General features: G+C 63.2%; 23 protein-coding genes and 3 tRNA genes. 9 read left to right on the forward strand and 17 right to left on the reverse strand.

What is annotated here, in order from left to right:
* From AC07N6_RS14640 to AC07N6_RS14710, 15 genes are all read right to left on the reverse strand, one after another.
* Positions 1-512: GTP-binding protein (locus tag AC07N6_RS14640; protein ID WP_494782423.1), on the reverse strand; the 512-nt coding region annotated here is incomplete at its 3' end.
* Between the two features lie 85 nt (positions 513-597).
* A tRNA-Thr gene (locus AC07N6_RS14645) sits at positions 598-672 on the reverse strand.
* 47 nt (positions 673-719) lie between these two features.
* Positions 720-793, reverse strand: a tRNA-Gly gene (locus AC07N6_RS14650).
* 69 nt (positions 794-862) lie between these two features.
* Positions 863-948 (reverse strand) — tRNA-Tyr (locus AC07N6_RS14655).
* 128 nt (positions 949-1,076) lie between these two features.
* Entirely contained in the window at positions 1,077-2,339 is a 1,263-nt protein-coding gene (locus AC07N6_RS14660) for an AmpG family muropeptide MFS transporter (protein ID WP_494782422.1), read from the reverse strand.
* Positions 2,340-2,431: 92 nt separating this feature from the next.
* A complete protein-coding gene (gene metW / locus AC07N6_RS14665; protein ID WP_141917751.1) occupies positions 2,432-3,034 on the reverse strand; it encodes a methionine biosynthesis protein MetW in 603 nt (200 codons plus the stop codon).
* A complete protein-coding gene (gene metX / locus AC07N6_RS14670) occupies positions 3,031-4,173 on the reverse strand; it encodes a homoserine O-succinyltransferase MetX (RefSeq protein WP_494782421.1) in 1,143 nt (380 codons plus the stop codon). Before metX ends, metW begins: the two co-directional genes overlap by 4 nt.
* 389 nt (positions 4,174-4,562) lie before the next feature.
* Positions 4,563-6,353: a phosphoenolpyruvate--protein phosphotransferase gene (gene ptsP, locus AC07N6_RS14675; protein WP_494782420.1), complete on the reverse strand. Its 1,791-nt coding sequence runs from the start codon at positions 6,351-6,353 to the stop codon at positions 4,563-4,565.
* Positions 6,354-6,579: 226 nt separating this feature from the next.
* Positions 6,580-6,849, reverse strand: coding sequence for an HPr family phosphocarrier protein (locus AC07N6_RS14680; protein ID WP_494782419.1), 270 nt, complete (start codon positions 6,847-6,849; stop codon positions 6,580-6,582).
* Positions 6,850-6,902: 53 nt separating this feature from the next.
* Positions 6,903-7,313 carry a PTS sugar transporter subunit IIA gene (locus AC07N6_RS14685; RefSeq protein ID WP_494782430.1) on the reverse strand — a complete coding sequence of 137 codons (411 nt, stop codon included), beginning with the start codon at positions 7,311-7,313 and terminating at the stop codon, positions 6,903-6,905.
* A 66-nt stretch (positions 7,314-7,379) separates the two neighbouring features.
* Entirely contained in the window at positions 7,380-8,324 is a 945-nt protein-coding gene (gene gshB / locus AC07N6_RS14690) for a glutathione synthase (RefSeq protein ID WP_494782418.1), read from the reverse strand.
* 57 nt (positions 8,325-8,381) lie between these two features.
* Positions 8,382-9,680 (reverse strand): glutamate--cysteine ligase, encoded by a 1,299-nt coding sequence (gene gshA / locus AC07N6_RS14695; RefSeq protein WP_494782417.1) that lies wholly within the window; start codon positions 9,678-9,680, stop codon positions 8,382-8,384.
* A gap of 311 nt (positions 9,681-9,991) precedes the next feature.
* Positions 9,992-11,518, reverse strand: a complete 1,527-nt coding sequence (gene amt / locus AC07N6_RS14700) for an ammonium transporter (protein WP_494782416.1) — start codon at positions 11,516-11,518, stop codon at positions 9,992-9,994.
* 17 nt (positions 11,519-11,535) lie between these two features.
* Positions 11,536-11,874: a P-II family nitrogen regulator gene (locus AC07N6_RS14705; RefSeq protein ID WP_006713297.1), complete on the reverse strand. Its 339-nt coding sequence runs from the start codon at positions 11,872-11,874 to the stop codon at positions 11,536-11,538.
* Between the two features lie 12 nt (positions 11,875-11,886).
* The gene (locus AC07N6_RS14710) at positions 11,887-12,669 is read right to left on the reverse strand and encodes a TorF family putative porin (RefSeq protein ID WP_494782415.1); all 783 of its coding nucleotides are present in this window, start codon (positions 12,667-12,669) and stop codon (positions 11,887-11,889) included.
* Between the two features lie 433 nt (positions 12,670-13,102).
* Between AC07N6_RS14710 and AC07N6_RS14715 the strand changes: the two genes are divergently transcribed.
* Positions 13,103-13,348, forward strand: a complete 246-nt coding sequence (locus AC07N6_RS14715; RefSeq protein ID WP_494782414.1) for an accessory factor UbiK family protein — start codon at positions 13,103-13,105, stop codon at positions 13,346-13,348.
* A 73-nt stretch (positions 13,349-13,421) separates the two neighbouring features.
* Positions 13,422-14,945, forward strand: a complete 1,524-nt coding sequence (locus AC07N6_RS14720; protein WP_494782413.1) for a YifB family Mg chelatase-like AAA ATPase — start codon at positions 13,422-13,424, stop codon at positions 14,943-14,945.
* A gap of 42 nt (positions 14,946-14,987) precedes the next feature.
* Here AC07N6_RS14720 and AC07N6_RS14725 read toward each other — a convergent pair whose 3' ends face one another.
* The gene (locus AC07N6_RS14725; RefSeq protein ID WP_494782412.1) at positions 14,988-16,988 is read right to left on the reverse strand and encodes an OPT family oligopeptide transporter; all 2,001 of its coding nucleotides are present in this window, start codon (positions 16,986-16,988) and stop codon (positions 14,988-14,990) included.
* A 189-nt stretch (positions 16,989-17,177) separates the two neighbouring features.
* Here AC07N6_RS14725 and AC07N6_RS14730 point away from each other — a divergent pair, with 189 nt between their 5' ends.
* Both AC07N6_RS14730 and AC07N6_RS14735 read left to right on the forward strand, forming a co-directional pair.
* On the forward strand, positions 17,178-17,708 hold the full coding sequence (locus AC07N6_RS14730; RefSeq protein ID WP_494782411.1) for a hypothetical protein: 531 nt from the start codon (positions 17,178-17,180) through the stop codon (positions 17,706-17,708).
* Positions 17,709-17,912: 204 nt separating this feature from the next.
* Complete coding sequence (locus AC07N6_RS14735) at positions 17,913-18,257, forward strand: DUF1840 domain-containing protein (RefSeq protein WP_494782410.1); 345 nt, start codon at positions 17,913-17,915, stop codon at positions 18,255-18,257.
* Between the two features lie 118 nt (positions 18,258-18,375).
* On the opposite strand, the gene AC07N6_RS14740 is transcribed toward AC07N6_RS14735, so the two are convergent.
* Complete coding sequence (locus AC07N6_RS14740) at positions 18,376-19,530, reverse strand: MFS transporter (RefSeq protein WP_494782429.1); 1,155 nt, start codon at positions 19,528-19,530, stop codon at positions 18,376-18,378.
* 204 nt (positions 19,531-19,734) lie between these two features.
* Here AC07N6_RS14740 and rsmB point away from each other — a divergent pair, with 204 nt between their 5' ends.
* The 5 genes from rsmB to AC07N6_RS14765 all read left to right on the forward strand — a co-directional run bounded on the left by rsmB (position 19,735) and on the right by AC07N6_RS14765 (position 25,758).
* Positions 19,735-21,066, forward strand: a complete 1,332-nt coding sequence (rsmB, locus tag AC07N6_RS14745; RefSeq protein ID WP_494782409.1) for a 16S rRNA (cytosine(967)-C(5))-methyltransferase RsmB — start codon at positions 19,735-19,737, stop codon at positions 21,064-21,066.
* A gap of 137 nt (positions 21,067-21,203) precedes the next feature.
* Entirely contained in the window at positions 21,204-21,722 is a 519-nt protein-coding gene (locus tag AC07N6_RS14750) for a DUF4390 domain-containing protein (protein ID WP_494782428.1), read from the forward strand.
* Positions 21,719-24,007 carry a sensor histidine kinase gene (locus AC07N6_RS14755; RefSeq protein ID WP_494782408.1) on the forward strand — a complete coding sequence of 763 codons (2,289 nt, stop codon included), beginning with the start codon at positions 21,719-21,721 and terminating at the stop codon, positions 24,005-24,007. Before AC07N6_RS14750 ends, AC07N6_RS14755 begins: the two co-directional genes overlap by 4 nt.
* A gap of 110 nt (positions 24,008-24,117) precedes the next feature.
* A complete protein-coding gene (locus AC07N6_RS14760) occupies positions 24,118-24,867 on the forward strand; it encodes a response regulator (protein WP_494782407.1) in 750 nt (249 codons plus the stop codon).
* Between the two features lie 633 nt (positions 24,868-25,500).
* Positions 25,501-25,758, forward strand: a complete 258-nt coding sequence (locus AC07N6_RS14765; RefSeq protein WP_050468757.1) for a BTH_I0359 family protein — start codon at positions 25,501-25,503, stop codon at positions 25,756-25,758.
* Positions 25,759-25,777: the final 19 nt, after the last annotated feature.

Below are 25,777 nucleotides of genomic sequence, written 5' to 3' on the forward strand. Positions count from 1 at the left end.
ACGATGGGCAGGTCGTCGCCTGGGAATTCGTACTTCGACAGCAGCTCGCGCACTTCCATTTCGACCAGTTCCAGCAGCTCCTCGTCGTCCACCATGTCGGCCTTGTTCAGGAACACGATGATGTAAGGAACGCCAACCTGGCGCGACAGCAGGATGTGTTCGCGGGTCTGCGGCATCGGGCCGTCAGCGGCCGAGCACACCAGGATCGCGCCGTCCATCTGCGCAGCACCGGTAATCATGTTCTTGACGTAGTCGGCGTGGCCGGGGCAGTCAACGTGCGCGTAGTGGCGATTTGCGGTTTCGTATTCGACGTGCGCGGTGTTGATGGTGATGCCGCGCGCCTTTTCTTCCGGCGCCGCGTCGATCTGGTCATACGCCTTCGCTTCGCCGCCGAACTTCTTCGACAGCACCGTTGCAATCGCTGCGGTCAGCGTGGTCTTGCCATGGTCAACGTGGCCAATCGTGCCTACGTTCACGTGCGGCTTGGTCCGCTCAAACTTGCCTTTTGCCATTTTAGACTCCTAACTATTTGATGAGAATGTCCAGGCAATAAGCCCGACGATTGCTGACTTGCCTCAGCGAAACGACTCAAGAAACTGGTGCCCTTGACGTGGATTGAACACGTGGCCTCTCCCTTACCAAGGGAGTGCTCTACCACTGAGCTACAAGGGCATCTTTGCCAATTGCACAACTACCAAACATGCAACCGGACCAAAACTTGGAGCGGGTGAAGGGAATCGAACCCTCGTCATAAGCTTGGAAGGCTTCAGCTCTACCATTGAGCTACACCCGCGAGGAAACAACCTTTACTTCACTGCCGCCGAATCTTTTGTTCGCGAATTTACTTCGCTTCCCTACTTATTGGTGGAGAGGGCTGGATTCGAACCAGCGTACTCGTAAGAGGGCAGATTTACAGTCTGCTGCCATTAACCACTCGGCCACCTCTCCGCGCAGGGAACTCAAAACTATAGTGGAACACTTTTCGTTTGTCAACTAAAAGAAGGGCCGAAGCGCGGTTTTTATTGACTTGGCGAGAGTTTCTCCCAGGAATGACGCAGCGACGTTTTTTCGAATCTTCAGGCTTTTTTTGTCTGCGACTCAACCGGCTTTTCATTCCAGGGCGCAATTCTAGGCAACATCAGCATTCCAGGCAAGGCAAGAACGAAGCAAATGACAAAAAAAGTCAGCCAGCCCGTTTCTGCCACGACATACCCGACCGAGGAATTGACGAAAGTGCGCGGCACCGCCATCAGGCTGGTGAACAACGCGAACTGCGTGGCCGTGTAGCGGGGGTCGGTTTCACGCATGATGTAGGCGACGAAGGCGGTAGTCCCCAGGCCCACGCCGAAAGCTTCCAGGCCGATCACCGCGGCCAGCGTCGGCAGGCTCGCGCCGACATGCGCCAGCCAGGCGAAGCCGAGGATGGGGATCGCCTGCAGCACGCCAAACACCCACAATGCGCGATTGATGCCCAGTTTCACCATCCAGATGCCGCCGATGATGCCCCCCGCCACGCTGGCCCACAGGCTGGTGGTCTTGGAAACCACGCCGATCTCGGTCATCGAGAAACCGAGGTCGATATAGAACTTGGTGGCCAGCGCCGTGGCCATGCTGTCGCCCAGCTTGTAGAGGAAGATGAAGCCCAGCACCCATAGCGCACTGTTCCAGCCGTCGCGCGTAATGAATTCGCGGAACGGCAGCACCACCGCCTCGGAGAGGTTCTTGGGCGGCGCGCCATACACCTTGGGCTCCTTGACCAGCAACGAGCAGAGCAGCCCCGGCAACATGAAGGCGGCGGTGATCCAGAACACGCTGGCCCACGGCATCTGGTCGGCCAGCACCAGCGACAGCGCGCCCGGCACCATGCCCGACAGCTTGTAGGCGTTGACATGGATGGCGCTGCCCAGGCCGAGCTCATCATCGGGCAGGATTTCGCGCCGGAAGGCATCGATGGCGATGTCCTGGCTGGCCGAGAGGAAGGCCACGACCGAGGCCATGAAGGCGATCGTCGGCACCTGGGTCAATGGATCGAGCATTCCCATGCAACCGATGCCCAGGAACAGCAGCAGCTGGGTAGAGAACATCCAGCCGCGCCGGCGCCCCATTTTGCCGAAGTGGAAGCGGTCCATCAGCGGCGACCAGACGAATTTCCACGTATACGGAAACATCACCAGCGCAAACAAGCCGAGCGTTTTGACATTCAGGCCCGACTTCGCCAGCCATGCCTGCAACAGGCTCAGCAGGATGAACAACGGCAGGCCGGAGGTAAAACCGAGAAAGACGCAGATAAGCATGCGCCGGTTCAGGTATTGGCGCCAAGTGGCGTCAGGTGCTGTCATAGGCGAGAGTCAGGTGAAAGGGGAAATGAAAAACGCCGGCGAACCGGCGTTTGCGACACGGGATGGCGCTGCCGCACCTGCCTTGCGCCAGCCTACTTCTTGCGCAACCTGAACACTGCGACGCTGCCGCGCCAATTGGGCAGATAGCGCACCGGCTTGCCGTCCTTGAGCGCCACGCATTCCAGCACTTCCAGCCCGACCGCGTTGGCCAGCGCCTCGAAATCCCTGATCGTGGCGCAGCGCAGGTTCGGCGTATCATACCATTGGTATGGCAGCGTCTTGGACACCGGCATGCGCCCGCGCAACAGCGCCACGCGGTGCGGCCAGTACGCGAAGTTGGGGAAGGAAACCGTGGCCTCGCGCCCCACCCGCGCGATCTCGCGCAGCGTGCCTTCCACATCCTTGACCATCTGCAATGCCGACAGGCACAACACGGTATCGAAGGCGTTGTCCTCGAACATCGCCAACCCGCCATTCAAGTCTTGCTGGATGACCGAGACATTGCGCGCCACGCACTTGGGAATCTGCTCGTCGTCGATCTCCACGCCGTAGCCCACGCACTGCTTGTCGCTCTGCAGATAGTCCAGCATCACGCCATCGCCGCAGCCCAGGTCCAGCACGTTGGATTGCTCGCGCACCCAGTGGGCGATGAACGCCAGGTCCGGACGCAGCCCGCTCAATTCGTTGAAAGTCATGCGCGGCCCTCCTGCGCCAGTTCGTTCCAGATTCCCAGGTAGTACTCGCGCACCACCGACATATACCGCGCATCGTCCAGCAAGAAGGCGTCGTGCCCGTGCGGCGCATCGATTTCCGCATACGACACGCGACGCTTGTTGGCCACCAGCGCCTGCACCATCTCGCGGCTGCGTTCCGGGGAAAAGCGCCAGTCGGTGGCAAACGACACCAGCAGGAACTTGGCCTGGGTGCGGCTGAAGGCCTTGGCCAGGTCGCCGCCGCCGAACTCGCGCGCGGGATCGAAATAGTCGAGCGCCTTGGTGATCAGCAGGTAGGTGTTGGCATCGAAATAGGTAGAGAACTTGTCGCCCTGGTAGCGCAGGTAGGACTCGATCTCGAAGTCGATCCCATAGCCGAACTGATAACTGCCCGAGCGCAGGTCGCGGCCGAATTTCTCGGCCATGTCGTCATCCGACAGGTAGGTGATGTGCCCCACCATGCGCGCCACGCGCAGGCCGTTCTTGGGCACCACGCCGTGCGCATAGAAATCGCCGCCGTGGAATTGCGGATCGGTCAGGATGGCCTGGCGCGCGACATCGTTGAACGCGATGTTCTGCGCCGACAGCTTGGGGGTGGACGCGATCACCAGGCAATGGCGCAGGCGATCCGGATACATCAGGCTCCAGGCCAATGCCTGCATGCCGCCCAGCGAGCCGCCCATGACGGCGGCGAACTGCACGATGCCGAGGCGGTCGGCCAGCCGCGCCTGGGCGTTGACCCAGTCTTCCACCGTGACCACCGGGAAATCGGCGCCATACGGCTTGCCGGTGGCCGGGTTGGCGTGCATCGGTCCGGTCGAGCCGAAACAGGAGCCCAGGTTGTTGACGCCGATGACGAAGAACTTGTCGGTATCGAGCGCTTTGCCGGGGCCGACCATGTTGTCCCACCACCCGACATTGTCGGGATCATCGGCATACACGCCGGCGACGTGGTGCGAAGCGTTGAGCGCATGGCACACCAGCACGGCGTTGGATTTGTCGGCATTGAGCGTGCCGTAGGTTTCATAGGTCAGCGAATAATCCGCCAGCGCCGCGCCCCCTTGCAGCGGGAGCGGCTCGGCGAAATGCATGACCTGGGGCGATACGATTCCAATCGACATGATGACTCGGCGTGAGTGGCAAGGCGTCCGGCCAAGCATGCGCATCGCGCGTGCCGGCATGGGACGATCGCTTCGCTTCAGCGAAGGTTTTCCACCTGCTTCCGGGCCACATCGGGGCAAAATCGGGCCACATGTCGGGGCAATAAAAAAGCCCGGAAGCATCGCTTGCGGGCTCGTCTTGGGGAGAACTGCTGACTCCAAGCTCGCTTTAGCCGCATTTATATGGGAACAATCTCCCGGCGCCCGCAAGCTGAGGTTGGTTAAACCATTCAAATCGGCGCAGTGGCGTAAGAATACCCAAGTCGGGCAGGCGCGTCAAACCGGCGCAGTGCGCCGGCAATCGACAAGGCCGCCCGCAGGCGGCCTTGTCGAACACGTCGGATGGTCGATCAACGGCGGCGCGCGGTCTTGGCTTCGCGGATCTCGGGTTCGGCCGACAGCGCCTGCAACTGCATCATGGCCGAGGCAATCGCGGCCGGTTCGGTGGCGCGGATGACCTTCTTGACTTGCGGTTCCAACAGCCGCAAGTCGCTGTTGAGGATCTCGTTCTTCACCGACAGCAGTTGCGAGGGGTGCATGGAAAACTCCAGCAAACCCATGCCCAGCAACAGGCGCGTCCACTTGAGGTCGCCCGCCATTTCGCCGCACACCGAGACCGGGATGCCGGCCTTGCGGCCCTGCGCGATCACCGTGGAGAGCAGGAACAGCACCGCCGGGTGCAGCGGATCGTAGAGATGCGCCACCTCATGGTCGACGCGGTCGATCGCCAGCGTGTACTGGATCAGGTCGTTGGTGCCGATCGACAGGAAATCGAGGCGCTTGACGAACATCGGCAAGGCCAGCGCGGCGGCGGGAATCTCGATCATGGCGCCGACCGGGATTTCCTCGTCGAACTTCTGCTTGCGCTCGCGCAGTTGCTGCTTGGCCTGCTCGATCATGCCCAGCGACTGGTCGATCTCGAAGGCATGCGCCATCATCGGAATCAGCAACTTGATCGGGCCGAAGGCCGACGCGCGCAGGATGGCGCGCAACTGCGCGAGGAACATCTGCGGCTCGGACAGGCAATAGCGGATCGCGCGCAAGCCCAATGCCGGGTTGAGCGCGGTCTGTTCGTCCTCGTCCAGCGGCTTGTCGGCGCCCACGTCCAGCGTGCGGATCGTCACCGGCCGCCCCTTCATGGCGATGACCGCCTGCTTGTAGGACTCGAACTGCTCATCCTCGGACGGGAATTTTTCCAGATAGCCGGCGCGCCCCATGAACATGAATTCGGAACGGAACAGGCCGATGCCCATCGCGCCGGCCTCCCATGCCGTTGCGGCGTCGGCCGGAAGTTCGATGTTGGCCAGCAAGGCAATCGGCTCGCCGTCCTGGGTGATGGCCGGCGTCTTCTTCAGCCGCATCAGCTTCTTGCGCTCGCGCAGCATGCGCTCCTGGCGCGCGCGGTACTGCGCCAGCACCAGCGGCGACGGGTCGACGATCACCACGCCGGCATCGCCATCGATGATCAGCAGGTCATCGTGCTTGACCAGCACCGAAGCGTTATGCATGCCGACGGCGGCCGGGATATCCAGGCTGCGCGCGACGATGGCGGTATGCGAATTGGGGCCGCCGAGGTCGGTCACGAAACCGGCGAAGGCGCCGTCGCGGAACTGCAGCATGTCGGCCGGCGAGATGTCGTGCGCCACCACGATGATGTTGGGCGCGGTGTCGCCATCGGTCGGCGGCAAGTGGATGGCGCTGCCGGTGAGCACCTTCAGGATACGTTCGCCGACCTGCTGGATATCGGCCTTGCGCTCGCGCAGGTAGGGGTCTTCGATCTCGTCGAATTGCGCCGAGAGTTCGTCGATCTGCGTGACCAGCGCCCATTCGGCGTTGTAGTAGCGGTGGCGGATGATGTTCTGCGGCACTTCCAGCAGCATCGGATCCGACAGGATCAGCGAATGCACGTCGATGAAAGCTCCGAGCTCGGCCGGCGCATCCTTGGGCAGTTCGCTGCGTATCGTATGCAGCTCCTGGTGCACCGCCTTGATTGCGCTCTTCAGGCGCTCGACCTCGGCCTCGACCTGTTCGTCGGCGATCAGGTAATGTTTGACGTCCAGCGCGGCCGGCGCCAGCAGATGCGCGCGTCCGATGGCGATGCCTTGCGACACCGCGATTCCATGTAAGCTGAATGATGCCATCGCGTTATCTCCTGCTTCGTTTTTATATTCCGCCGTATTGTCGTTCGCGGTAGCCTGAAGAAAGTTACCGAACAAACCACGATTTGGCAATCACGGCCATCGAAAGGATGAACGAAGCCAGGCGGAGAACAGGAAAACGGGCAACCTTGTTGAACCGGACATCACTACCGGCGCCAGCGATGCTGCGACGCAGCGCAACGCCGCGCGGCGCCTGCCGGGAAAGCGCTTACTGGCCTTCGCCGAATTTGTCGTTGATCAGCGCTTCCAGCGCGGCCAGGCATTCCTGCTCGTCCTCGCCGTTGGTTTCCAGCGTAATCACACTGCCCTTGCCGGCGGCCAGCATCATGACGCCCATGATGGACTTGGCATTGACGCGGCGCTTGTTGAAGGCCATCCACACTTCGCATTTGTACTTGCTGGCAAGCTGGGTGAATTTGGCGGAGGCACGCGCATGCAAGCCCAGCTTGTTGACGATTTCGAGTTCTTTTTGAATCATTGATCAGCTTTCGTTTTTATGATCCTGCGCCTGCTGCGCGGCATGCGCAGGCATCAGGCCGAGGTCGCCACGCGGATGCGGTTATCCACCCGCACCGCGCCATTCTGCCCTCCCGCCAGGGCCATTTCGACCACCACGTCGAGCGTATCGTTGCGGTAAGTCAACGCGCGCAGCAGCATGGGCAAGCTGATGCCCGCAATCACCGAGACGTTTTCCAGGCCGCACAAGAAGCCCGTACAGTTGGACGGCGTGCCGCCCATCACATCGGTGATCACCAATACGCCGCTGCCGTCATCGAGGCGCTTGACCGCCTCGATCGCCAGGTTTTGCACTTCAGCCGGGTTCTGGTCCGCGATCACGTCGATCGCTTCAATCCGCTCGGGCTTGCCGCGAAATACGTGGGTCGCCGCGTCCAGAAAAGCTTGCCCCAGCGGGGCGTGCGTCACAAGAAGAATACCAACCATGGAATTGTTGCCATCGAATGCGACGCGCTTTTCTCCGAGCAGCCCGTCATGCTCCATCGTTCCCATTTAGCCTCCAACTGCCGTTTCCAGCGCATCGACAAACATCGCCGCCACATCAAAGCCGGTCTGCTGGGTAATCTCCTGGAAGCAGGTCGGACTGGTCACGTTGATTTCCGTCAAATAGTCGCCGATTGCATCCAATCCTACCAGCAACAGTCCGCGCTGATACAGGATAGGCGCCAGCGCCTCGCCGATTTCCAGGTCGCGCGCCGATGCCGGCTGCGCCACCCCCAGGCCGCCCGCGGCCAGGTTGCCGCGCACTTCGCTGCCTTGCGGGATGCGCGCCAGCACATTGGGCACCACCTTGCCGCCGATCAGCAAAATGCGCTTGTCGCCCGCGCTGATCTGAGCAATGAAACGCTGCGCCATGATCGTGCGTTGACCGTTGTCGGTCAGCGTCTCGATGATCGAGCCCAGGTTCATCGCATCGGCCTTGATGCGGAAGATGCCCATGCCGCCCATGCCGTCCAGCGGCTTGAGGATCACGTCCTGGTGCTCGGCGTGGAAGTCGCGCAGGCGCTTGGCGTCGCGCGTGACCAGGGTCGGCGCGGTGTATTGCGGAAACTGGGCGATCGCCAGTTTCTCGTTATGGCTGCGAATCGCCTCGGGCTTGTTGAACACGCGCGCGCCTTGCTTTTCAGCCAATTCGAGCAGGTAGGTCGTGTAGATGTATTCCATGTCGAACGGCGGATCCTTGCGCACCACCACCGCATCGAATTCCGACAGGAACACCGATGCCGGCTTGTCGGCGCGATACCAATCGTCGGCCTCGCCGGTCAGCGCAATCCTGGCGGCGCTGGCGGTCACCAGGCCGCTCTCCAGCACCAGGTCGCCCTGCTCGAAGGCGTAGATCGCATGGCCGCGGCGGGCGGCCTCGCGCATCATGGCGAAAGTGGAATCCTTGTACGTCTTGAACGTATCGAGCGGATCGGCGAGAAAAGCGATTTTCATATTGCTGGCGTCCTGTTGGGCTTGGCTGGATCGTACGAATGTGCGTGGCGATGCCGGTCAATATACTTCCGGGTTGGGATCGGTCTTTTCCATTTCCAGCGACGCCGCCAGCAGCGCCAGCCGCGCCACCACGCCATACATGTAGAAACGGTTGGGGGCGGTGGTGCCTGGCTTGGCGTGCATGTCCGGCAAGGCATGCTGCTGGGCGAAGGCCAGCGGCACGAAATGCGCGCCGGGGGCGTTCAGGTTCTCATTGACGTCGCGGTCGGCATGCACGCGGTAGAAACCGCCCACCACATAGCGGTCGATCATGTAGACCACCGGCTCGGCCACCGCTTCATTGATGCGCTCGAAGGAATGCACGCCTTCCTGGATGATCACTTCGGACACTTCCAGGCCTTCCTTGCCCACCAGCATTTTGGTGCGCTGCTTGCGGTTGAGGTCCTTGACCTCGCTGGCGTCCTTGACGGCGATGATGCCCATGCCATAGGTGCCGGCATTGGCCTTGATGAAGACGAAGGGTTGCTCCTTGATGCCGTATTCCTTGTACTTCTTGCGGATCTTCGACAACAGGCTCGATACGTTGTCGGCCAGCGCATCGGTACCGGTGTTTTCCTGGAAATCGATCTCGCCGCACTTGGCGAACAGCGGATTGAGCATCCAGGGGTCGACCTCGACCATCTTGGCGAATTTCTTGACCACCTCATCGTAGGCGGCGAAGTGGTTGCTCTTGCGGCGCATAGCCCAGCCGGCGTGCAGCGGCGGCAGCACGCTTTGCTCATGCAAGCCTTCCAGCACCGAGGGGATGCCGATCGACAGGTCATTGTTGAGCAGCACGGTACAGGGATCGAAGTTCTTCAACCCCAAGCGGCGGCCGTTGGCCGAACGCTCCAGCGGCTCCAGCGTGATGCTGGTGCCGTCCGGCAAGGCGATTTCCTTGGACTTGGTGATCTCCGGCGCCAGCGTGCCCAGGCGCACATTGAGCCCGGTCTGGCGGAAGATCTGCATCAGCCGGCCGATGTTTTGCAGATAGAAGGTATTGCCGGTATGGCTTTCCGGGATCAGCAACAGGTTGCGCGCGTCGGGGCAATATTTTTCGATCGCCGCCATCGCCGCCTGCACGGCCAGCGGCAGCATTTCCGGCGACAGGTTGTTGAAGCCGCCCGGGAACAGGTTGGTGTCCACCGGCGCCAGCTTGAAACCGGCGTTGCGCAGGTCAACCGAGCAATAGAAAGGCGGCGTGTGCTCTTGCCACTCCATGCGGAACCAGCGTTCGATGGCCGGCGTGGCGCCCAGGATTTTCTTCTCCAGCTCCAACAAAGGGCCATTCAGAGCGGTGACAAGATGCGGGACCATATAAGACCTTAACGATTTGTAAATGCCGGCAGCAAATGCTGATTTTAGCGGATTCCTGAAGTCGTGTTGCGACGCCGCAGGATGGCCTTGCCAAATCGCCATCCATCGTTGCGGGAAACCATTTGCCTCGATCGCCTCACTGCACAGCGGAGGTTCGGGTTGCCTACATGGCGGCTATTAGGCGCTTTTTAAAGAGTCCGAGTCAAATACTCGGGAATTATGCTTGCCAGAGAGAAATAAAAAAGGCGCTCCGAAGAGCGCCTTTGAAAGAGGCCGTTGCCGGCCCCGAAGGAATAAAACCTGAATTCGACTTAGTGGTAGGCCGACTCGCCGTGGCTGGAGATGTCCAGACCTTCGCGCTCTTCCTCTTCGGTCACGCGCAGGCCGATCACCACGTCGACGATCTTGTAGGCGATGAAGGACACCACGCCGGACAGGATCAGGGTAGTCAGCACGCCCTGGAACTGGATCCAGACCTGGCCGCCGATCGAGTAGTCCGGGGACACCGCATTGGCAACGTAGTCATAGATGCCGGTGCCGCCCAGGCTCGGCGCTGCGAACACGCCGGTCAGGAGGGCGCCCAGGATGCCGCCCACGCCGTGCACGCCGAACACGTCCAGCGCATCGTCGGAACCCAGCAGCTTCTTCAGGCCGGTCACGCCCCACAGGCACAGCAGGCCGGCGAGCAGGCCCAGCACCACGGCGCCGATCACGCCCACGAAGCCGGCGGCCGGAGTGATGGCCACCAGGCCGGCGACGGCGCCCGACGCTGCACCCAGCATCGAAGGCTTGCCCTTGCCGATCCATTCGCCGAAGCTCCAGGACAGGACAGCGGCAGCCGTTGCCAGGATGGTGTTGACGAAGGCCAGGGCTGCGCCGCCGTTGGCTTCCAGGCCGGAGCCCGCGTTGAAGCCGAACCAGCCGAACCACAGCAGCGAGGCGCCGACCATGGTCAGGGTCAGGCTATGCGGCTTGAAGGCTTCCTTGCCGAAACCGACACGCTTGCCGATCACGTAGGAACCGACCAGGCCAGCGACCGCAGCGTTGATGTGCACCACGGTGCCGCCGGCGTAGTCCAGCGCGCCCTTCTGGAACAGCCAGCCCGAGACGGCAGTCGCCTTTTCAGCGGCAGCGGCATCGGTAAAGGCGTCCGGACCAGGCCAGAACCAGACCATGTGGGCCATCGGCAGGTACGAGAAGGTGAACCACAGGATCGAGAACAGGATCACGGCGGAGAACTTCACGCGCTCGGCGAAGGAGCCGATGATCAGCGCCACGGTAATGGCCGCGAACGCACCCTGGAAGGCCACGAACACCAACTCGGGGATTACGACGCCCTTGCTGAAGGTGCCGGCGTTCGAGTCGCCGGTCAGGCCATGCAGGAACAGGCGATCGAAGCCGCCGAAGAACGCGCTGCCCTCGGTGAATGCGATGCTGTAGCCGTAGACGAACCACAAGATGTAGATCAGCGAGAAGATGACGAAGCACTGCATCAGCACCGACAGCATGTTCTTGCTGCGGACCAGGCCGCCGTAGAACAGGCCCAGGCCGGGCAAGGTCATCAGGATCACGAACGCGGTGCAGACCAGCATCCATGCGGTGTCGCCCTTGTTGGGCACCGGTGCCGGCGCAGCGGCGGCGGCAGCCGGCGCAGCAGGAGCGGCAGCCGCTGGTGCGGCGTCAGCCTTGGGCGCTTCGACAGCCGCGGCCGGAGCAGCAGCGGTCGCGGCGGCTTCAGGCTTGGGCGCATCTTGCGCTTGGGCCGGGGCGGCAAATCCTACCGCCAACAGCAAAGCGCCAATTGCCAGGGCGCTGGAAAACATTTTTTTCATGCTCATTCGAATTCCCCTTTGTTTTACAGAGCGTCTTTGCCGGTTTCGCCGGTACGGATGCGGATCACATCCAGCAAATCCTGCACGAAGATCTTGCCGTCGCCGATCTTGCCGGTGCGGGCGGCCGTCTCGATGGCCTCCAGCGCGCGTTCGACGATGGCATCGTCCACTGCCGCTTCGATCTTGGTCTTGGGCAGGAAATCGACCACATACTCGGCGCCCCGGTACAGCTCGGTATGGCCTTTCTGACGGCCGAAGCCCTTGACTTCGGTCACGGTGATGCCCTGCACCCCGATCGCGGAGAGGGCTTCACGCACCTCGTCCAGCTTGAAGGGTTTGATGATCGCTGTGATCAGTTTCATACGCACCTCTTGTTAGAAAGTTTTGCTGAGGGAAAAGACGACACCGTTCTTGCCAACGTTTTTGCGGCCGTCCGACTCCGGGGTAGTCGCAAAGCCATCCGTCATGTCGGTACCGACGTAAGCCACACCCAAGGTGATGCCAGCCAGATCGTCGAACGTCTTGGACAGGCCGACCTTCCAGTCGGTGTAACTGGCCTGGCTCGGGTTGCCACGCACATTCTGATGGCCGACGTGCAGGCCCAGCATGATGCCGTAGAAGGTTTCAATGTTGGCGCCCAGATCATAGTATTGGCTGTACTTGCTGTTGACCGCGCCAAACAGGTTGGTCAGCGACTGCGAATACTTGAAGTAGCCAGGGCCGTAGCCGACCTGGCCGTACAGTTCGAAGGTGTTGGCGTTCTTCACGCCGCTGTTTGCCAGGGTATTACCCGGATAGTAGTAGTACAGGCCACCAACGTCATAGGTGAAACCGCCGCCGATATCACCGCGCTTGCCGCCGTAGATATCCCATTCGACATTACCCTTGGTATCGGTGCCGCTCAATGCGCCGGCATCCTTGATCCACTTGATGTTGGTCAGCCATGTGCCGGCATACAGGCCGGTCGGGTTATGCGTGTAGTCTGCGCCGACTTGCAATGCCGGATCGAAGCGCGTCTGGGTCAGGCCGCGATAGCGGTAATCGCTCACCACGGCGGCGTTGAAGCTGAATTCGTTGTCTGGCTTGGCGTCTTCCGCGCGGGCCACGGTAGTAACAAACGATGCTGCGATGGCTGTTGCAAGAATCAGTTTCTTCATGACTTCCCTCTGGTTTGTTGTTGAACAATAAAAGTCGTTTCTTGTGTTTTGCCCAGACCATGTAGCAGGAGCCGTGCCAAGTCCTTTCGGCACGGTGAACTCGGCTTTTCCAGAGAAAGAAGGCATTCCTCCCGATTTTTTTGTGGATACAGACCAAAATAGTGCGTGAATAGGATAAAAGCACGGTGTTGGTGCGATATTGGTTTCTTTTTTACAAATTTATTCAATATCGGCAAACACTTTTTTGGTGCGTAGTGGCTGACAGGCCATTGGGATCACCAAGTCGGATCACTTTTCCCTTCAGAATGCTTTCAGCGTCCTGCCAGGCATGCGCCCGCGATGACGCTTGTCCGCGCATGCAACGCCGAAGGTTTATGCATGCGCGGGAAACGGCTAAACTTGACGCCACAGCAACCCGCCAAGGAGATCCGACATGGACAAGCCCCAATTCTTTGAAGACCTGCAATCCAAACTCAACAAGGCGATCGAAAGCTCTCCGGCCAAGGACCTCGAAAAGAACGTCAAGGCCATGCTGAGCCAGGGTTTTGCCAAACTGGACCTGGTCACGCGCGAGGAGTTCGACGTCCAGGCCCAGGTGCTGGCCAAGACCCGCGCCCGCCTGGAAGCGCTGGAAGCGCGTGTTGCCGAGCTTGAAGCCCAGCAAAAACAAACCCCATGACCCTGACGACAGCCCATCCCCCTGCCTCCTCGCCCGCCGCCATTCACGCCAAGGACTGCCCAGGCTCGCCGCGATGAGCCTGGCCGTGCTCCGCAGCCGCGCCCTGGCCGGCATGCGCGCCTCGCCGGTCACGGTCGAGGTGCACCTGGCCAATGGATTGCCCTCCTTCACCATCGTCGGCCTGCCCGAGGCTGAAGTAAAGGAAGCCAAGGATCGCGTACGCGCCGCGCTGCAAAACGCGCGCTTCGAGTTCCCGGCCCGCCGCATCACCGTCAACCTGGCTCCGGCCGACCTGCCCAAGGAATCCGGCCGTTTCGACCTGCCCATCGCGCTGGGCATCCTGGCCGCCTCCGGCCAGGTGCCGGGCGACAGCTTCGACCAATATGAATTCGCGGGAGAACTCTCGCTATCGGGCGAACTGCGGCCGATCCGCGGCGCGCTGGCCATGACTTATGCCATGCACCACGCCGGCGGCGATGCGCCAGCCCGGCGCGCCTTCATCTTGCCCGCCGCCAATGCCGATGAAGCCGCCCTGGTGATGGATGCCACCATCCTGCCGGCGCACTCGCTGCTGGATGTCTGCGCGCACTTCTCTTCGCGCGATGAACAGCACCGGCTGGCGCGGCACCGCGCCGCGCACAAGCCGCGTCCGGGCATCTGGCCCGATTTCAGCGACGTCAAGGGCCAACTGCAAGCCAAACGCGCGCTGGAAATCGCCGCCGCCGGCGGCCACAGCCTGCTGCTGGTAGGACCGCCCGGCACCGGAAAATCGATGCTGGCGGCACGCTTCCCCGGCATCCTGCCGCCCATGAGCGATCAACAGGCGCTGGAAGCGGCCGCGGTCCAATCGCTGGGCGCCGGCTTCGACGTTTCACGCTGGAAGCAACGCCCCTATCGCGCACCGCATCACACCGCCTCGGCCGTGGCGCTGGTAGGCGGCGGCAGCACGCCGCGTCCGGGGGAGATTTCGCTGGCCCATCATGGGGTGTTGTTCCTCGACGAGTTGCCCGAGTACAGCAGGCATGTGCTGGAAGTCTTGCGCGAGCCGATGGAGTCGGGATGCATCACCATCTCGCGCGCCGCGCGTCAGGCCGAGTTCCCGGCGCGCTTTCAGTTGCTGGCGGCGATGAACCCGTGCCCGTGCGGCTATTTCGGCCATGAGAGCGGCAAATGCCGCTGCACGCCGGATGCCATCGCGCGCTACCAGGGCCGCCTGTCCGGCCCGCTGCTCGACCGCATCGATCTGCAGGTATTGGTGGGCGCCCTGGCGCCACACGAACTGGCGGCCGCAGCCGCAGGCGAAACCTCCCAGGCCATCGCCGCACGCACCGCGCTGGCGCTGGATCGGCAGCAACAGCGCCAAAGCAAGCCCAACAGCCGGCTCGCGCCCCAGGAGATCGACCTGCATTGCCGGCCGGAACAAGCCGGCGACGAACTGCTGCACGCCGCCATGGCAAGGCTGAACTGGTCAGCCCGCGCCTATCACCGCGTGCTCAAGGTGGCCCGCACCATCGCCGACCTGGCAGGCGCGCCGCAAGTACTGCAGCCGCACATCGCGGAAGCCATCCAGTACCGGCGCGCGCTGAACAACAACTAGCAGGCATTGCACCGATCGCTTGGCAACGGCTCAGCCCGCCGATCAGCGCGCCGACAACACGCGTCGCGCCACCGCCCACAGGATCAGCAGGAAGGCCAGCAAGCCCAGCCATTGGGCGATGCCCTCGAAAGCGCCCGACACCAATGCCAGCGGCGCATTCTCGCCGGTGAAACCGATCAGCCCCGCCAGCAGCACGCCCACCAGGCTCTCGCCCACGATCAGCCCGGATGCCACCAGGATGCCGCGCTGGCGCGGCCGCTCCGCATAGTCGTCAAATCCCTGGCCAAGCGCGGCGGCGCGTTGGCGCAAGCGCCTGTCGATCAGCCATCCCAGCACCGCGCCGAAGAACAACGCCATGCTCACCGTCGGCGGCAGGTAGATGCCGATGCCGACCGCCAATACCGGCAGGCGCGCTACGCCGCCCCGACGTTCCAGCAGCCAATCCACCACGATCAGCGCGATCCCCAGCGCCATCCCGATCACCAGCATGGTCCAGTTCAGTTCATGGGTGAAGATGCCGGTGGCGATGGTCGTCATCAGCGTGGCCTGCGGCGCCGCCAGGGCGTGCGCCGCGTCCATGCCTTCGCGCGGCAGCGCGCCGGCGAAACCGTAGGCGTTATAGAGCAGGTTCAGCACCGGCGGGATGACGGCCGCGCCCACCGCGCACCCGACCAGCAGCGCCACCTGCTGGCGCCAGGGGGTGGCGCCGACCAGGTGGCCGGTCTTGAGGTCCTGCAGGTTGTCGTTGGCGATCGCCGCCACCGCGATGATGGCGGCGGTGACGAACAATGCGATGGCAATGGCCAGCTTGCCGCCCTGCGGCGTGGCCAGCAATGAATCGACCGCGCCCGACGCCAGCAGCAGCAAGGACACCAGGATCACCGCGACGATCCCGATGCCGGAAATCGGGCTGGACGACGAACCGATCAGGCCGGCCATGTAGCCGCACGCCGCCGCCACCAGGAAACCGAAGATGAAGGCGAACGCCACGGCATACACGATCAGCCCGACGAACAGCGCGGATGACACCGGCGCCTCCGACAGGAACGAGGCGAACACCACCGCCAGCAGGGCGATCATGGCCAGGCTGATGGCGATGATCCAGGTGGGCGACATGTCGCGGTCGGTCTGGTCGCCGCTGCCTTGCTGGCGTTGCGACAAGGTTGACAGCGATGCCTTCACACCCGTCATCATCGGCTTGAACAGCGTGGCCAGCGTCCACACCGCCGCCACGCCGATCATGCCCGCCCCCATGAAACGCACCTGGCTGCTCCAGATGCCGTTGGCAAAGGTGGAAATGGCCATTCCCGCCTCGCGCGGAGTCACCGCGCTCAGGTAAGGCACCGCGATGCCCCAGGCGATCACCAGGCCGATCAGGGTGGCGATGCCGGAGACGATGCCGATCATGTAACCCGCGCCCACCAGCGCCAGCGAAAAACCTACCGGCAGGCGCAGCACCGAGGCCCCGGCCGAGAACCACAGGTTCATGTGTTCCGCGAATATGCGAAAACCGCTGGCCATCACGGTAAAGGCCGCCGACAGGACGCCGCCGAACATAATGTCGCGCAAGCCGCGCTGCGTCTGCTCGCCGGCCGCGGCGCTGCCCACGCGCAGGATCTCGGCCGCCGCCACCCCTTCGGGATACGGCAACCCGCTTTGCACCACCATCACGCGGCGCAGCGGGATCGAGAACATCACGCCCAGCATGCCGCCGGCGGCGCAGATCCCCAGCGTCTGCCAGAACGGGAAGCCGTGCCAGTGGCCCATCATCACCAAGCCGGGCAGGATGAAGATGATGGACGACAGCGTGCCCGCGGCCGACGCCTGGGTCTGCACCATATTGTTTTCAAGGATGTTGGCGCCGCTGAAAAAGCGCAGCACGGCCATCGAGATCACCGCGGCGGGGATCGCCGAGGAAAAGGTCAACCCGACCTTGAGCCCGAGATAGACATTCGATGCCGTAAACACCACCGTGATCAGCGCCCCCAGCACCATGCCGCGCAAAGTCAGTTCAGGCAGGCCGGCTCCGTTGTGATGATGCATGTCGCGCTCCCTTATCGGTTGGAATGGATTCTTATACCGCAAGAACCGGCCCGCCGCAGTCAGACAAATCTGATTTTTGATGGGGATACCGCATCTTGCATCGCATCCAACGCCGGCGGAACCGCACTGGCGTTTTGCTATGATCCCCATGCTCCGGCCCTGCGGCCGCTATCCCAACGAATGCCGCTGATGAACGCACTACGCAACACAATTCTGCTGCCGGTATTGGCCGCCGCGATGGCGCTGGGCGCCTGCTCGCCCAAATACAACTGGCGTGAAAGCAGCGACAACGGCGCGCACTTCGTGGTGCTGCTGCCCGGCAAACCCACCAGCGCGACGCGCACGGTCGACCTCGACGGCCCCAAGGTCGAGATGAGCATGATCGCGACCGACATCGACGGCGCCACGTTCGCGGTCGGCACCGCCGAACTGGCCGACAGCGCCGCCGCCGACCGCGCGCTGGATGCGATGCGCGCCGCCCTGCTCAACAACATCGGCGGCAAGGCCATCGACAGGGCGCCCCTGCCGGGCCAGACGGCAGGCTTCTCGCGCACGCTGGAGCTGGATGCGCAAGGCACGGCGCGCGGCCGCCCGCTGCGCCTGGTGGCGCGCCTGGCATCCAAAGACAGGCGCATCTATCAAGTATTGATCCTGGGCGACCAACAGGCCGTCACGGAAGAGAATATTGAAACCTTTTTCGCCTCTTTCAAACCAATATGACCGGAACGGCGCATTACCTGCCAACCTGCCAACCGGACAGGTAATGACAAAGGACCAAGCCGGGTAGTATTCTAGGAACCGATCCGGACAAGCCCAGAAATGCCGACGTCATCCGCAGCGCATTTCCCGATGGCCCGGCGCTGCCTGGCAGCACGCTTGGCCACCCGACAAAAATCGTTTCAAATCAAAGACTTCAGAGGAAATATGCTGATCACATTCAAATCGAAAGCGGCCGCCGATGTGGTGATGTACGAGTCGCACGCAAAACCCATCCTGGACATGCTTCACAAGGATCTCGCCCGCGGCGTGATCACGGCGGCCGAATCCGGCGACGCCATCGCCCTGCTGGAACGGCAGATCACCGCCAGCAAGGCGCATGAAGCGGCCGAAGTGCTGGAGCGCGACGTCAACGCCCACCACAACGCCAATACCGATGACCACAACCACGAAAAGATCGAGCCGGTAAGCTTCTCGGCGCGCGCCTACCCGCTGCTGGACATGCTGCGCGAAGCCAAGAAGGGCAATTACGACATCCTGTGGGGCGTCTGAGCTTGCGCCTTGCGTGACGATGCGCCGACAGTTTCACCGGCGCAAAAAATAAAGCGGCTGTCGCAGTCATCCACTGCGACAGCCGCTTTGCATTGTGAACCGGGATGTCCTGCCGGCGTTATTTCCGCCCGCGCAATTCGGTGAGGTAGTACAACAACGCCAGCAACGGAAAGGCAAAGCCTACCCAGGCCACGCCCGTCCAGCCGGCCTGCGCATACATCCAGCCGCCCAATGCCGATCCAAGCGCGCCGCCGGCGAAGAAAGTGGCCATGAACAAGCCGTTCAGCCGGCTGCGGATCTCGCCGCCCAGCGCATAGATGGCGCGCTGACTCAGCACCAGATTGGCCGATACCGCGAAGTCCAGCAGGATCGCCGCCAGCAACAGCATGGCCAGCGACAAGTCGCGTCCGCCGGGCATCAGCAGCGGCAGCAGGAACGACAGCGCACCGCACAGCAAGGCCACGCCGGTGGCCGGACGGCTCCAGCCGCGGTCGGCCACGCGTCCGGCAATCGGCGCGGCGATCACGCCAATCACGCCGGCGAAGGCGAACAGGGCGATCCCTTGTTGCGACAAGCCGAATGCGGGGCTGGCCAGCCACAGCGGCGAAGCGGTCCAGAACAGGCTGAACGACGCGAACAGCATGGCGTGGTAGAAGGCGCGGCGGCGCAATATCGGCGTGGTCTTCATCAGCGTCCACATCGAGCCCAGCAGGGCGCCGTAGTGCATGCCGGCAGGCGGACGGCGCGGCGGCAGGTAGCGCGACAGCACCACGGTCAGCAGCGCCACCAGTGCCGCCGACAGGCCAAAGATGGCATGCCATCCGAACAGGTCGGCCACCAGGCTGGCCAGCGGACGGGCCAGCAAAATGCCCAGCAGCAGTCCGCTCATGACGCTGCCCACCGCCCGCCCGCGCGTATGCGGCAGCGAGAAGTGGGCCGCATAGGGCACCAGCACCTGGGCGCCCACCGACGACAGGCCGATCACCAGCACCGACACCAGCAATTGCGCGGCGCTCTGGGCCAGGGCCGCCCCCACTAGGCCGAGGCAGGTCGCCACCAGCCCGGTCAGGACCAGCTTGCGGTTCTCGAACAGGTCGCCCATCGGTACGATGAACAGCAGGCCCAGGCCGTAGCCGATCTGCGTGAGCGTCACGATCAGGCCGGCGGCGGCGGGCGAGATCCCGGTCGCGCGGCTGATCGGGCCGATCAGCGGCTGGGCGTAATACAGGTTGGCGACGATAATGCCGCAGGCGGCGGCCAGCAGCATCACCATCCAGCGGGGAATATCCTGCGGCAGCGTTGTATCGGTTGTAGCGGCTGTGGCGGTTTGCACGGTGTTGTTTTCCTTACAAAGGAGGCCGGGCGAACCCTGGCGATGAAGGCAGCCACTTTAGCCGAACTCGCAAATTCCTGTCGGCGACGCCCCGGACTGGTAAACTGGCGGCCCGCCCGCGCCCCGCTTTCAGCAAGAATTGACGTGATCCAAATTTCCCTTATTTCCTCCTCGGCCAAGGCCGATTCGCTGGCTTACCAGCTGGCCTACGCCGCCCAGGCAGTGGCCGGCGTGCGCGCCGGCGCCGCGCTGCCGCAGGCGCTGGCCCAGATTTTTGCCCGCATCGACCAGCAGCCGCAGGCGCGCGGCGCGATCCAGGACATCAGCTACCGCGCCATGCGCCGCCTCGGCATCACCGATGCCCTGCTGGCGCTGCTGGCCAACAAGCCGCCGCAGCCCGAGGTATTGCGCGGCCTGCTCGATTGCGCGCTGGCGCTGCTGGTGGATGAAGACGAGGCCGGCTACGACAGCTTCACCGTGGTCGACCAGGCGGTCGAGGCGGCCGCCATCAGCCCGGACATGAGCTTTGCCAAGGGCGTGGTCAACGCCATCCTGCGCCGCTTCCTGCGCGAGCGCGCGAACCTGATGCCGCAGGCCCTCAAGACCCCGCCCGGCACCTGGAATTACCCGACCTGGTGGATCGACCGCATCAAGGCTGCCTATCCCGAGGACTGGCAGCGCATCCTGCATACCGGCAACCAGGCGCCGCCGCTGACGCTGCGCGTGAACCGCCGTCAAGCCACGGTTGAACAATATCTCGCGTCGCTGGCCGCGGCCGGCATGCCCGGCCGCCAGGTCGGCCCATCGGCGGTGCGCCTAGACAAGCCGGCGCCGGTGCAGCAGATCCCCGGCTTCGCCGAGGGCGTGGTGTCGGTGCAGGATGCCGCGGCCCAGCTGGCCGCGCCGCTGCTGGAGGTGGCCGACGGCATGCGCGTGCTGGACGCCTGCGCCGCCCCCGGCGGCAAGACCGGCCATCTGCTGGAACTGGCCGACATCGAACTGGAAGCGCTGGACCACGATCCGCGCCGCCTGACCCGCATCGATGAAAACCTGCAACGCCTGGGCCTGCGCGCCAAGCTGGTCGCCGGCGACGCCCGCCAGGGCGCGCAAGGCGGCGGCTGGTGGGACGGCCGACCGTTCGACCGCATCCTGGCCGACGTGCCTTGCACCGCCTCGGGCATCGTGCGGCGCCACCCCGATATCCGCTGGCTGCGCCGCAAGACCGATACCGCGCAGCTTGCAACACTTTCTGCGCAAATTTTAGACAACCTTTGGCAGATGCTCGGGCCGGATGGTAAATTGCTGCTCGTAACATGCTCGCTGTGGCCGCAAGAATCGGAGCAGCAGGCACTTGCCTTCGCGCAAAGAAACAATGCCATACGGCTGCCAGCCCCAGGCCAACTGTTGCCGACTGCCAGCGCAGAAACCGACCATGATGGCCTGTTTTACGCGCTGTTCCAAAAAACTGGTGCATGAATTTGACGCAATCGGCCTTTCTCCTCTTGAGCTCGCAATGCGGCCCGCGCCAGGCCTGTGGCGGCGCTCATCCGCAGTCGCCTGGCCCGCTCGGGCGCTGGCTGCGGCTGGCGCTGGCGGCACTGGCGGCGCTGCTGATGTTGTCGTCCGCGATCCCGGCCCAGGCCGCCGAAATCACCATCACGCAAGCCTCGATCGAACCCGGCGCCGAAGGCCACCGGCTGTCGCTGGCCTATTCCTTCGAATTGAACCGTGGCCTGGAAGATGCGCTCACGCGCGGCGTGCCGCTGTATTTCACGACCGAAGTGCAGATAACGCGCCGCCGCTGGTATTGGTTCGACGAGACCAACGTCTCGGCCACCCGCACCGTGCGCATCTCCTATAACGTCCTGACCCGCCAGTACCACACCGCCATCAGCGGCCAGCTGCAGCAAAGCTTTTCCAACCTGGAAGACGCCATGGCGCTGATCCGCCGGCCGCCGCGCTGGATCGTCGCCGACAACGACACGCTCAAGTCCGGCGACACCTACAACGTGGGCGTGCGCATGCGGCTGGACGTGGCGCAGCTGCCCAAGCCGTTCCAGATCAACGCGCTCAACAACAGCGACTGGCGCCTGTCTTCCGACTGGATCGAATTCACCTACAAACCCGAATGAACCGCGCCTTACGCTATCTGCTGGTGATCGGCGGGGGCGTCATCAGCATCCTGCTGTTCCTGCTGGCCTCGGCTTCCGAAAACTCCGCCCTGTTCGAGCAGCACTATCCGTGGCTGCTGTTCTTGAACGGCATGGTCGCGATCTCGCTGCTGGGCCTGGTGCTGCTGCTGCTGACCCGCCTTTACAAGCGTTACCGGCGCGGCAAATTCGGCTCCAAGCTGCTGGCGCGGCTGGTGCTGATGTTCGCGCTGATCGGCATCCTGCCGGGCGCGGTGATCTACCTGATGTCGGTGCAATTCGTGTCGCGCTCGATCGAATCCTGGTTCGACGTGCGCATGGAGGCGGCGCTGGAGTCCGGCCTGAACCTGGGCCGCAACGCGCTCGACTCGTCGCTGTCGGACCTGTCCTCGCGCGCGCGCGGCATGGCGCAGGAGCTGTCGGACATGAGCGAGTCCGAGCAAGTGACCTATTTCTCGCGCCTGCGCGAGCAAAACAGCGAGATCACCATCGTCAACGGCAGCGGGCAAGTCATCAGCGCCGTCGGCGGCGCCATCGGTTCGCTCACGCCGGTGCTGCCCAGCGCCCAGGCGATGCGCCAGGCCCGCATCTCGCGCGGCTTCGCCGCGGTGGAAAGCGACGACTCGCGCCCGCCCAGCGGCGAATCCGATTCCGACGCCAACCTGCGGCTGCATGTGGTGGTGCTGATCCCGGGCTCCAGCAAGGGCTTGTCGCTGCAAAACGAGACCCGCTACCTGCAGATCCTGCAACCGGTGCCGGATTACCTGGCGACCAACGCCGAGACCCTGCGCGTGGCCTATAGCGAATACCAGCAGCGCTCGGTGTCGCGCTCAGGCCTGCGCAAGATCTACCTGGTCACGCTCACGCTCACGCTGCTGCTGGCCATCTTCGGCGCCATCGCCAGCGCCTTCCTGATCGCCAGCGACCTGGCCAAGCCGCTGTTGCTGCTGGCCGAAGGCACCAAGGCGGTGGCCGAGGGCAACCTGTCGCCGCGGCCCATCGTCAGCACTTCCGACGAACTGGGCACGCTCACGCAATCGTTCAACACCATGACGCGCCAATTGCTGGAAGCGCGCACCTCGGTGGAACAGAACCGCGCCGAGCTCGAAAACGCCAAGGCCTACCTGGAATCGGTGCTGGCCAACATGTCGGCCGGGGTGATCGTGCTGGACGGCCAGTTCAACATCGTCAGCAGCAACGACTCGGTGCCGCGCATCCTGGGCTACGATTTCTCGGGCGACATCGGCACCCCGCTGCAGACCATCGAAGGCCAGACGCTGTTCGCCCAGGCCATCATCCGCGCCTTCTCCGAACAGCGCGCCCAGCAAAGCACCGAAACCCCGCACGACGCCCTGCACTGGCAACGCCAGATCGAGCTGCCGCGCCAGCCGGGCGCGGCGTTCGACGGCGATGACAGCCTCGGCAACGCCGGCAAGCCGGACCAGGACAAGATCACGCTGTTCGCGCGCGGCTCGCACCTGCCGGTGGAAAACGGCGTGGGCTACGTGGTGGTGTTCGACGACATCAGCAACGTGATCTCGGCCCAGCGCTCGATCGCGTGGGGCGAGGTGGCGCGCCGCCTGGCGCACGAGATCAAGAACCCGCTCACGCCGATCCAGCTCTCGGCCGAGCGCCTGCAGCACCGCCTGTCGGACAAGCTCATGCCCAACGACGCCGCGATCCTGGAAAAAGGCACCGCCACCATCGTCAACCAGGTCACCGCCATGAAGCGCATGGTCGACGACTTCCGCGACTACGCCAAGACGCCGCCGGCCAAACCGGTGGCGCTGGACCTGAACGAACTGATCGAGGAAATCCTCAACCTCTACCTTGCCGGCGACGGCCGCGACGCCATCCATCCGCGCCTGGCGCCGGGCATGGCCAAGGTGATGGGCGACGCCACCCAACTGCGCCAGGTCATCCATAACCTGCTGCAAAACGCGCAGGATGCGGTGGGCGACGACGGCCAGCCAGCGCCGCGCATCGACCTGGTCACCGAGCAGATCGAGATCGCCGGCGCCGACGGCGCGCGCCGGCCGGCGGCGCGCCTGTCCATCATGGACAATGGCCCCGGCTTTTCGCCCAAGATCCTGGCGCGCGCCTTCGAACCCTATGTCACCTCCAAACCCAAGGGCACCGGTCTGGGACTGGCCATGGTCAAGAAAATCGTCGAGGAACACGGCGGAAGAATCGATATCCAGAATCGCACCGACGGCAGAGGCGCAAAAATAGTAATTTTGCTGGTAAAGTTAGCACCTATTGATTAAGACTCAAGATTCGAGTGCAGCACCCCGGGGAATTCGCAACGCATCGCAGCCAGCCCACCGGGACCCGACCGAACACTTGGACAATGAACTAGCAACGAGGAAAGCAGCACATGGCTAACATCCTGGTCGTCGATGACGAAATGGGTATCCGCGAATTGCTCTCAGAAATTCTGGGCGATGAGGGACATGTCGTGGCAACCGCGGAGAACGCGCAGCAAGCGCGTGAGCTGCGCCAGAACAGCGTGCCCGACCTCGTGCTGCTGGATATCTGGATGCCCGACACCGACGGCGTCACGCTCCTGAAGGAGTGGCAGCGCGACGGCCTGCTGACGATGCCCGTGATCATGATGTCCGGCCACGCCACCATCGACACCGCCGTCGAGGCCACCCGCATCGGCGCGCTCAACTTCCTGGAAAAGCCGATCGCGCTGCAAAAGCTGCTCAAGGCGGTCCAGCAGGGGCTGTCGCACAGCCGCGAACCGGCGCGCCCGGCCAGCTACCGTCCGGCCCCGATCGCCGCCGTCGCCAACGGCAGCACCGAGAGCCTGCACGCCGCCGACCACGCCGCCCCGATTGCCAGCTACGCCCCCGCCCTGGGCGGCGACCCGCTGCACCATGGCATGCCGGCCGCCTCGCCTTACAGCCAGGTGGCCGACAATGCCGCCAACATCTCCTTCGACCTGCCGCTGCGCGAGGCGCGCGATGCCTTCGAACGCGCCTATTTCGAATACCACCTGGTGCGCGAAAACGGCAGCATGACACGCGTGGCCGAACGCACCGGGCTGGAACGCACCCACCTCTACCGCAAGCTGAAACAACTGGGCGTGGAACCCGGCAAGCTGGCCAAGAAGAACCATTGAACGCGGCCATGCCGTCCGACGGCATCCGGCACCGACACCAACAAACAGGACCGCTTGGCGGTCCTGTTTGCTTTCATGGCATGCCAATCAAAGGCGCGCCCGTCCCCGCATCGATTGCAGCCGCTTCGCAAGTTTCTTTCCGGACTCAGAATTTTCCTGATTTCCATTTCCCCTTGCTGCTTGCATCCTGCACACAAGCGCTTCGCCAGTTGCACCGGCGTCACGCATGCATCGCGTGAAAAGGACGGTAGTTTTACGGTATCGCGCCGGCGCCGCGCCGGAAAGGTCCGGCAATGGCGGCGCGGCGCCGGGTTTGCGGAATTGTTTGCGCCCCGGCAACGCCCGCCCGGCGATGAACTTCCGGCACACGGTTTCATCTACTTGTGTGATTCCATCGTCCGCAACGGCCGTACGATGCAGGGAAAACGGGGATACAGTCGAAATATCAAAGTTTCAGGCAAAAACGCCGTAACCAGACTCAGGGAGCGCATGGGGTTGCTCCCGGAGGTACCGCAGCAAGATAGCAATAAAGCATCACGGCCCGCCAGAACAGGTTCTTCGGGCTTGCTCTTGAAATTCCCAGTGAAGACGCCACTTCCTTTTCGAAGCAGTATTCCAGCATAAGGAGTCACTATGAATCTCATCTACAACAGTGAACAGTACAGCGTCGTCGAATTCGGTGCCGACACCGACCATGAAGCCCTGCGTTTCGGCGGCTACGAAATCATGGACAAATCGGGCCAACGGGAAATCTACATCGACGGCCCCGCCGCAGAACTGTTCCGCAAGGATGTGCAAGAGCTCATCGCCAGCGAACCGACAATGGAAGACATCGACACCTTCCTGAGCCGCTACGACGTGATGATGCGCCACCCGATGACGCTGCATTGAATCCTCCCTCCACCATCCC

The organism is Herbaspirillum sp. GW821-FHT09A12 (assembly GCF_059418325.1).

Coding starts and splice junctions, on each gene's coding strand:
- gshB (WP_494782418.1), bottom strand. CDS start 8,324: ATGAAAATCGCTTTTCTCGCCGATCCGCTCGATACGTTCAAGACGTAC.
- AC07N6_RS14660 (WP_494782422.1), bottom strand. CDS start 2,339: ATGACAGCACCTGACGCCACTTGGCGCCAATACCTGAACCGGCGCATG.
- amt (WP_494782416.1), bottom strand. CDS start 11,518: ATGAGCATGAAAAAAATGTTTTCCAGCGCCCTGGCAATTGGCGCTTTG.
- AC07N6_RS14755 (WP_494782408.1), top strand. CDS start 21,719: ATGAACCGCGCCTTACGCTATCTGCTGGTGATCGGCGGGGGCGTCATC.
- AC07N6_RS14680 (WP_494782419.1), bottom strand. CDS start 6,849: ATGATTCAAAAAGAACTCGAAATCGTCAACAAGCTGGGCTTGCATGCG.
- AC07N6_RS14760 (WP_494782407.1), top strand. CDS start 24,118: ATGGCTAACATCCTGGTCGTCGATGACGAAATGGGTATCCGCGAATTG.
- ptsP (WP_494782420.1), bottom strand. CDS start 6,353: ATGGCATCATTCAGCTTACATGGAATCGCGGTGTCGCAAGGCATCGCC.
- AC07N6_RS14765 (WP_050468757.1), top strand. CDS start 25,501: ATGAATCTCATCTACAACAGTGAACAGTACAGCGTCGTCGAATTCGGT.
- AC07N6_RS14750 (WP_494782428.1), top strand. CDS start 21,204: ATGTTGTCGTCCGCGATCCCGGCCCAGGCCGCCGAAATCACCATCACG.
- gshA (WP_494782417.1), bottom strand. CDS start 9,680: ATGGTCCCGCATCTTGTCACCGCTCTGAATGGCCCTTTGTTGGAGCTG.
- AC07N6_RS14725 (WP_494782412.1), bottom strand. CDS start 16,988: ATGCATCATCACAACGGAGCCGGCCTGCCTGAACTGACTTTGCGCGGC.
- AC07N6_RS14715 (WP_494782414.1), top strand. CDS start 13,103: ATGGACAAGCCCCAATTCTTTGAAGACCTGCAATCCAAACTCAACAAG.
- AC07N6_RS14710 (WP_494782415.1), bottom strand. CDS start 12,669: ATGAAGAAACTGATTCTTGCAACAGCCATCGCAGCATCGTTTGTTACT.
- AC07N6_RS14740 (WP_494782429.1), bottom strand. CDS start 19,530: ATGGTGATGCTGCTGGCCGCCGCCTGCGGCATTATCGTCGCCAACCTG.
- AC07N6_RS14705 (WP_006713297.1), bottom strand. CDS start 11,874: ATGAAACTGATCACAGCGATCATCAAACCCTTCAAGCTGGACGAGGTG.
- metW (WP_141917751.1), bottom strand. CDS start 3,034: ATGACTTTCAACGAATTGAGCGGGCTGCGTCCGGACCTGGCGTTCATC.
- AC07N6_RS14685 (WP_494782430.1), bottom strand. CDS start 7,313: ATGGTTGGTATTCTTCTTGTGACGCACGCCCCGCTGGGGCAAGCTTTT.
- metX (WP_494782421.1), bottom strand. CDS start 4,173: ATGTCGATTGGAATCGTATCGCCCCAGGTCATGCATTTCGCCGAGCCG.
- AC07N6_RS14730 (WP_494782411.1), top strand. CDS start 17,178: ATGAACGCACTACGCAACACAATTCTGCTGCCGGTATTGGCCGCCGCG.
- AC07N6_RS14720 (WP_494782413.1), top strand. CDS start 13,422: ATGAGCCTGGCCGTGCTCCGCAGCCGCGCCCTGGCCGGCATGCGCGCC.
- AC07N6_RS14735 (WP_494782410.1), top strand. CDS start 17,913: ATGCTGATCACATTCAAATCGAAAGCGGCCGCCGATGTGGTGATGTAC.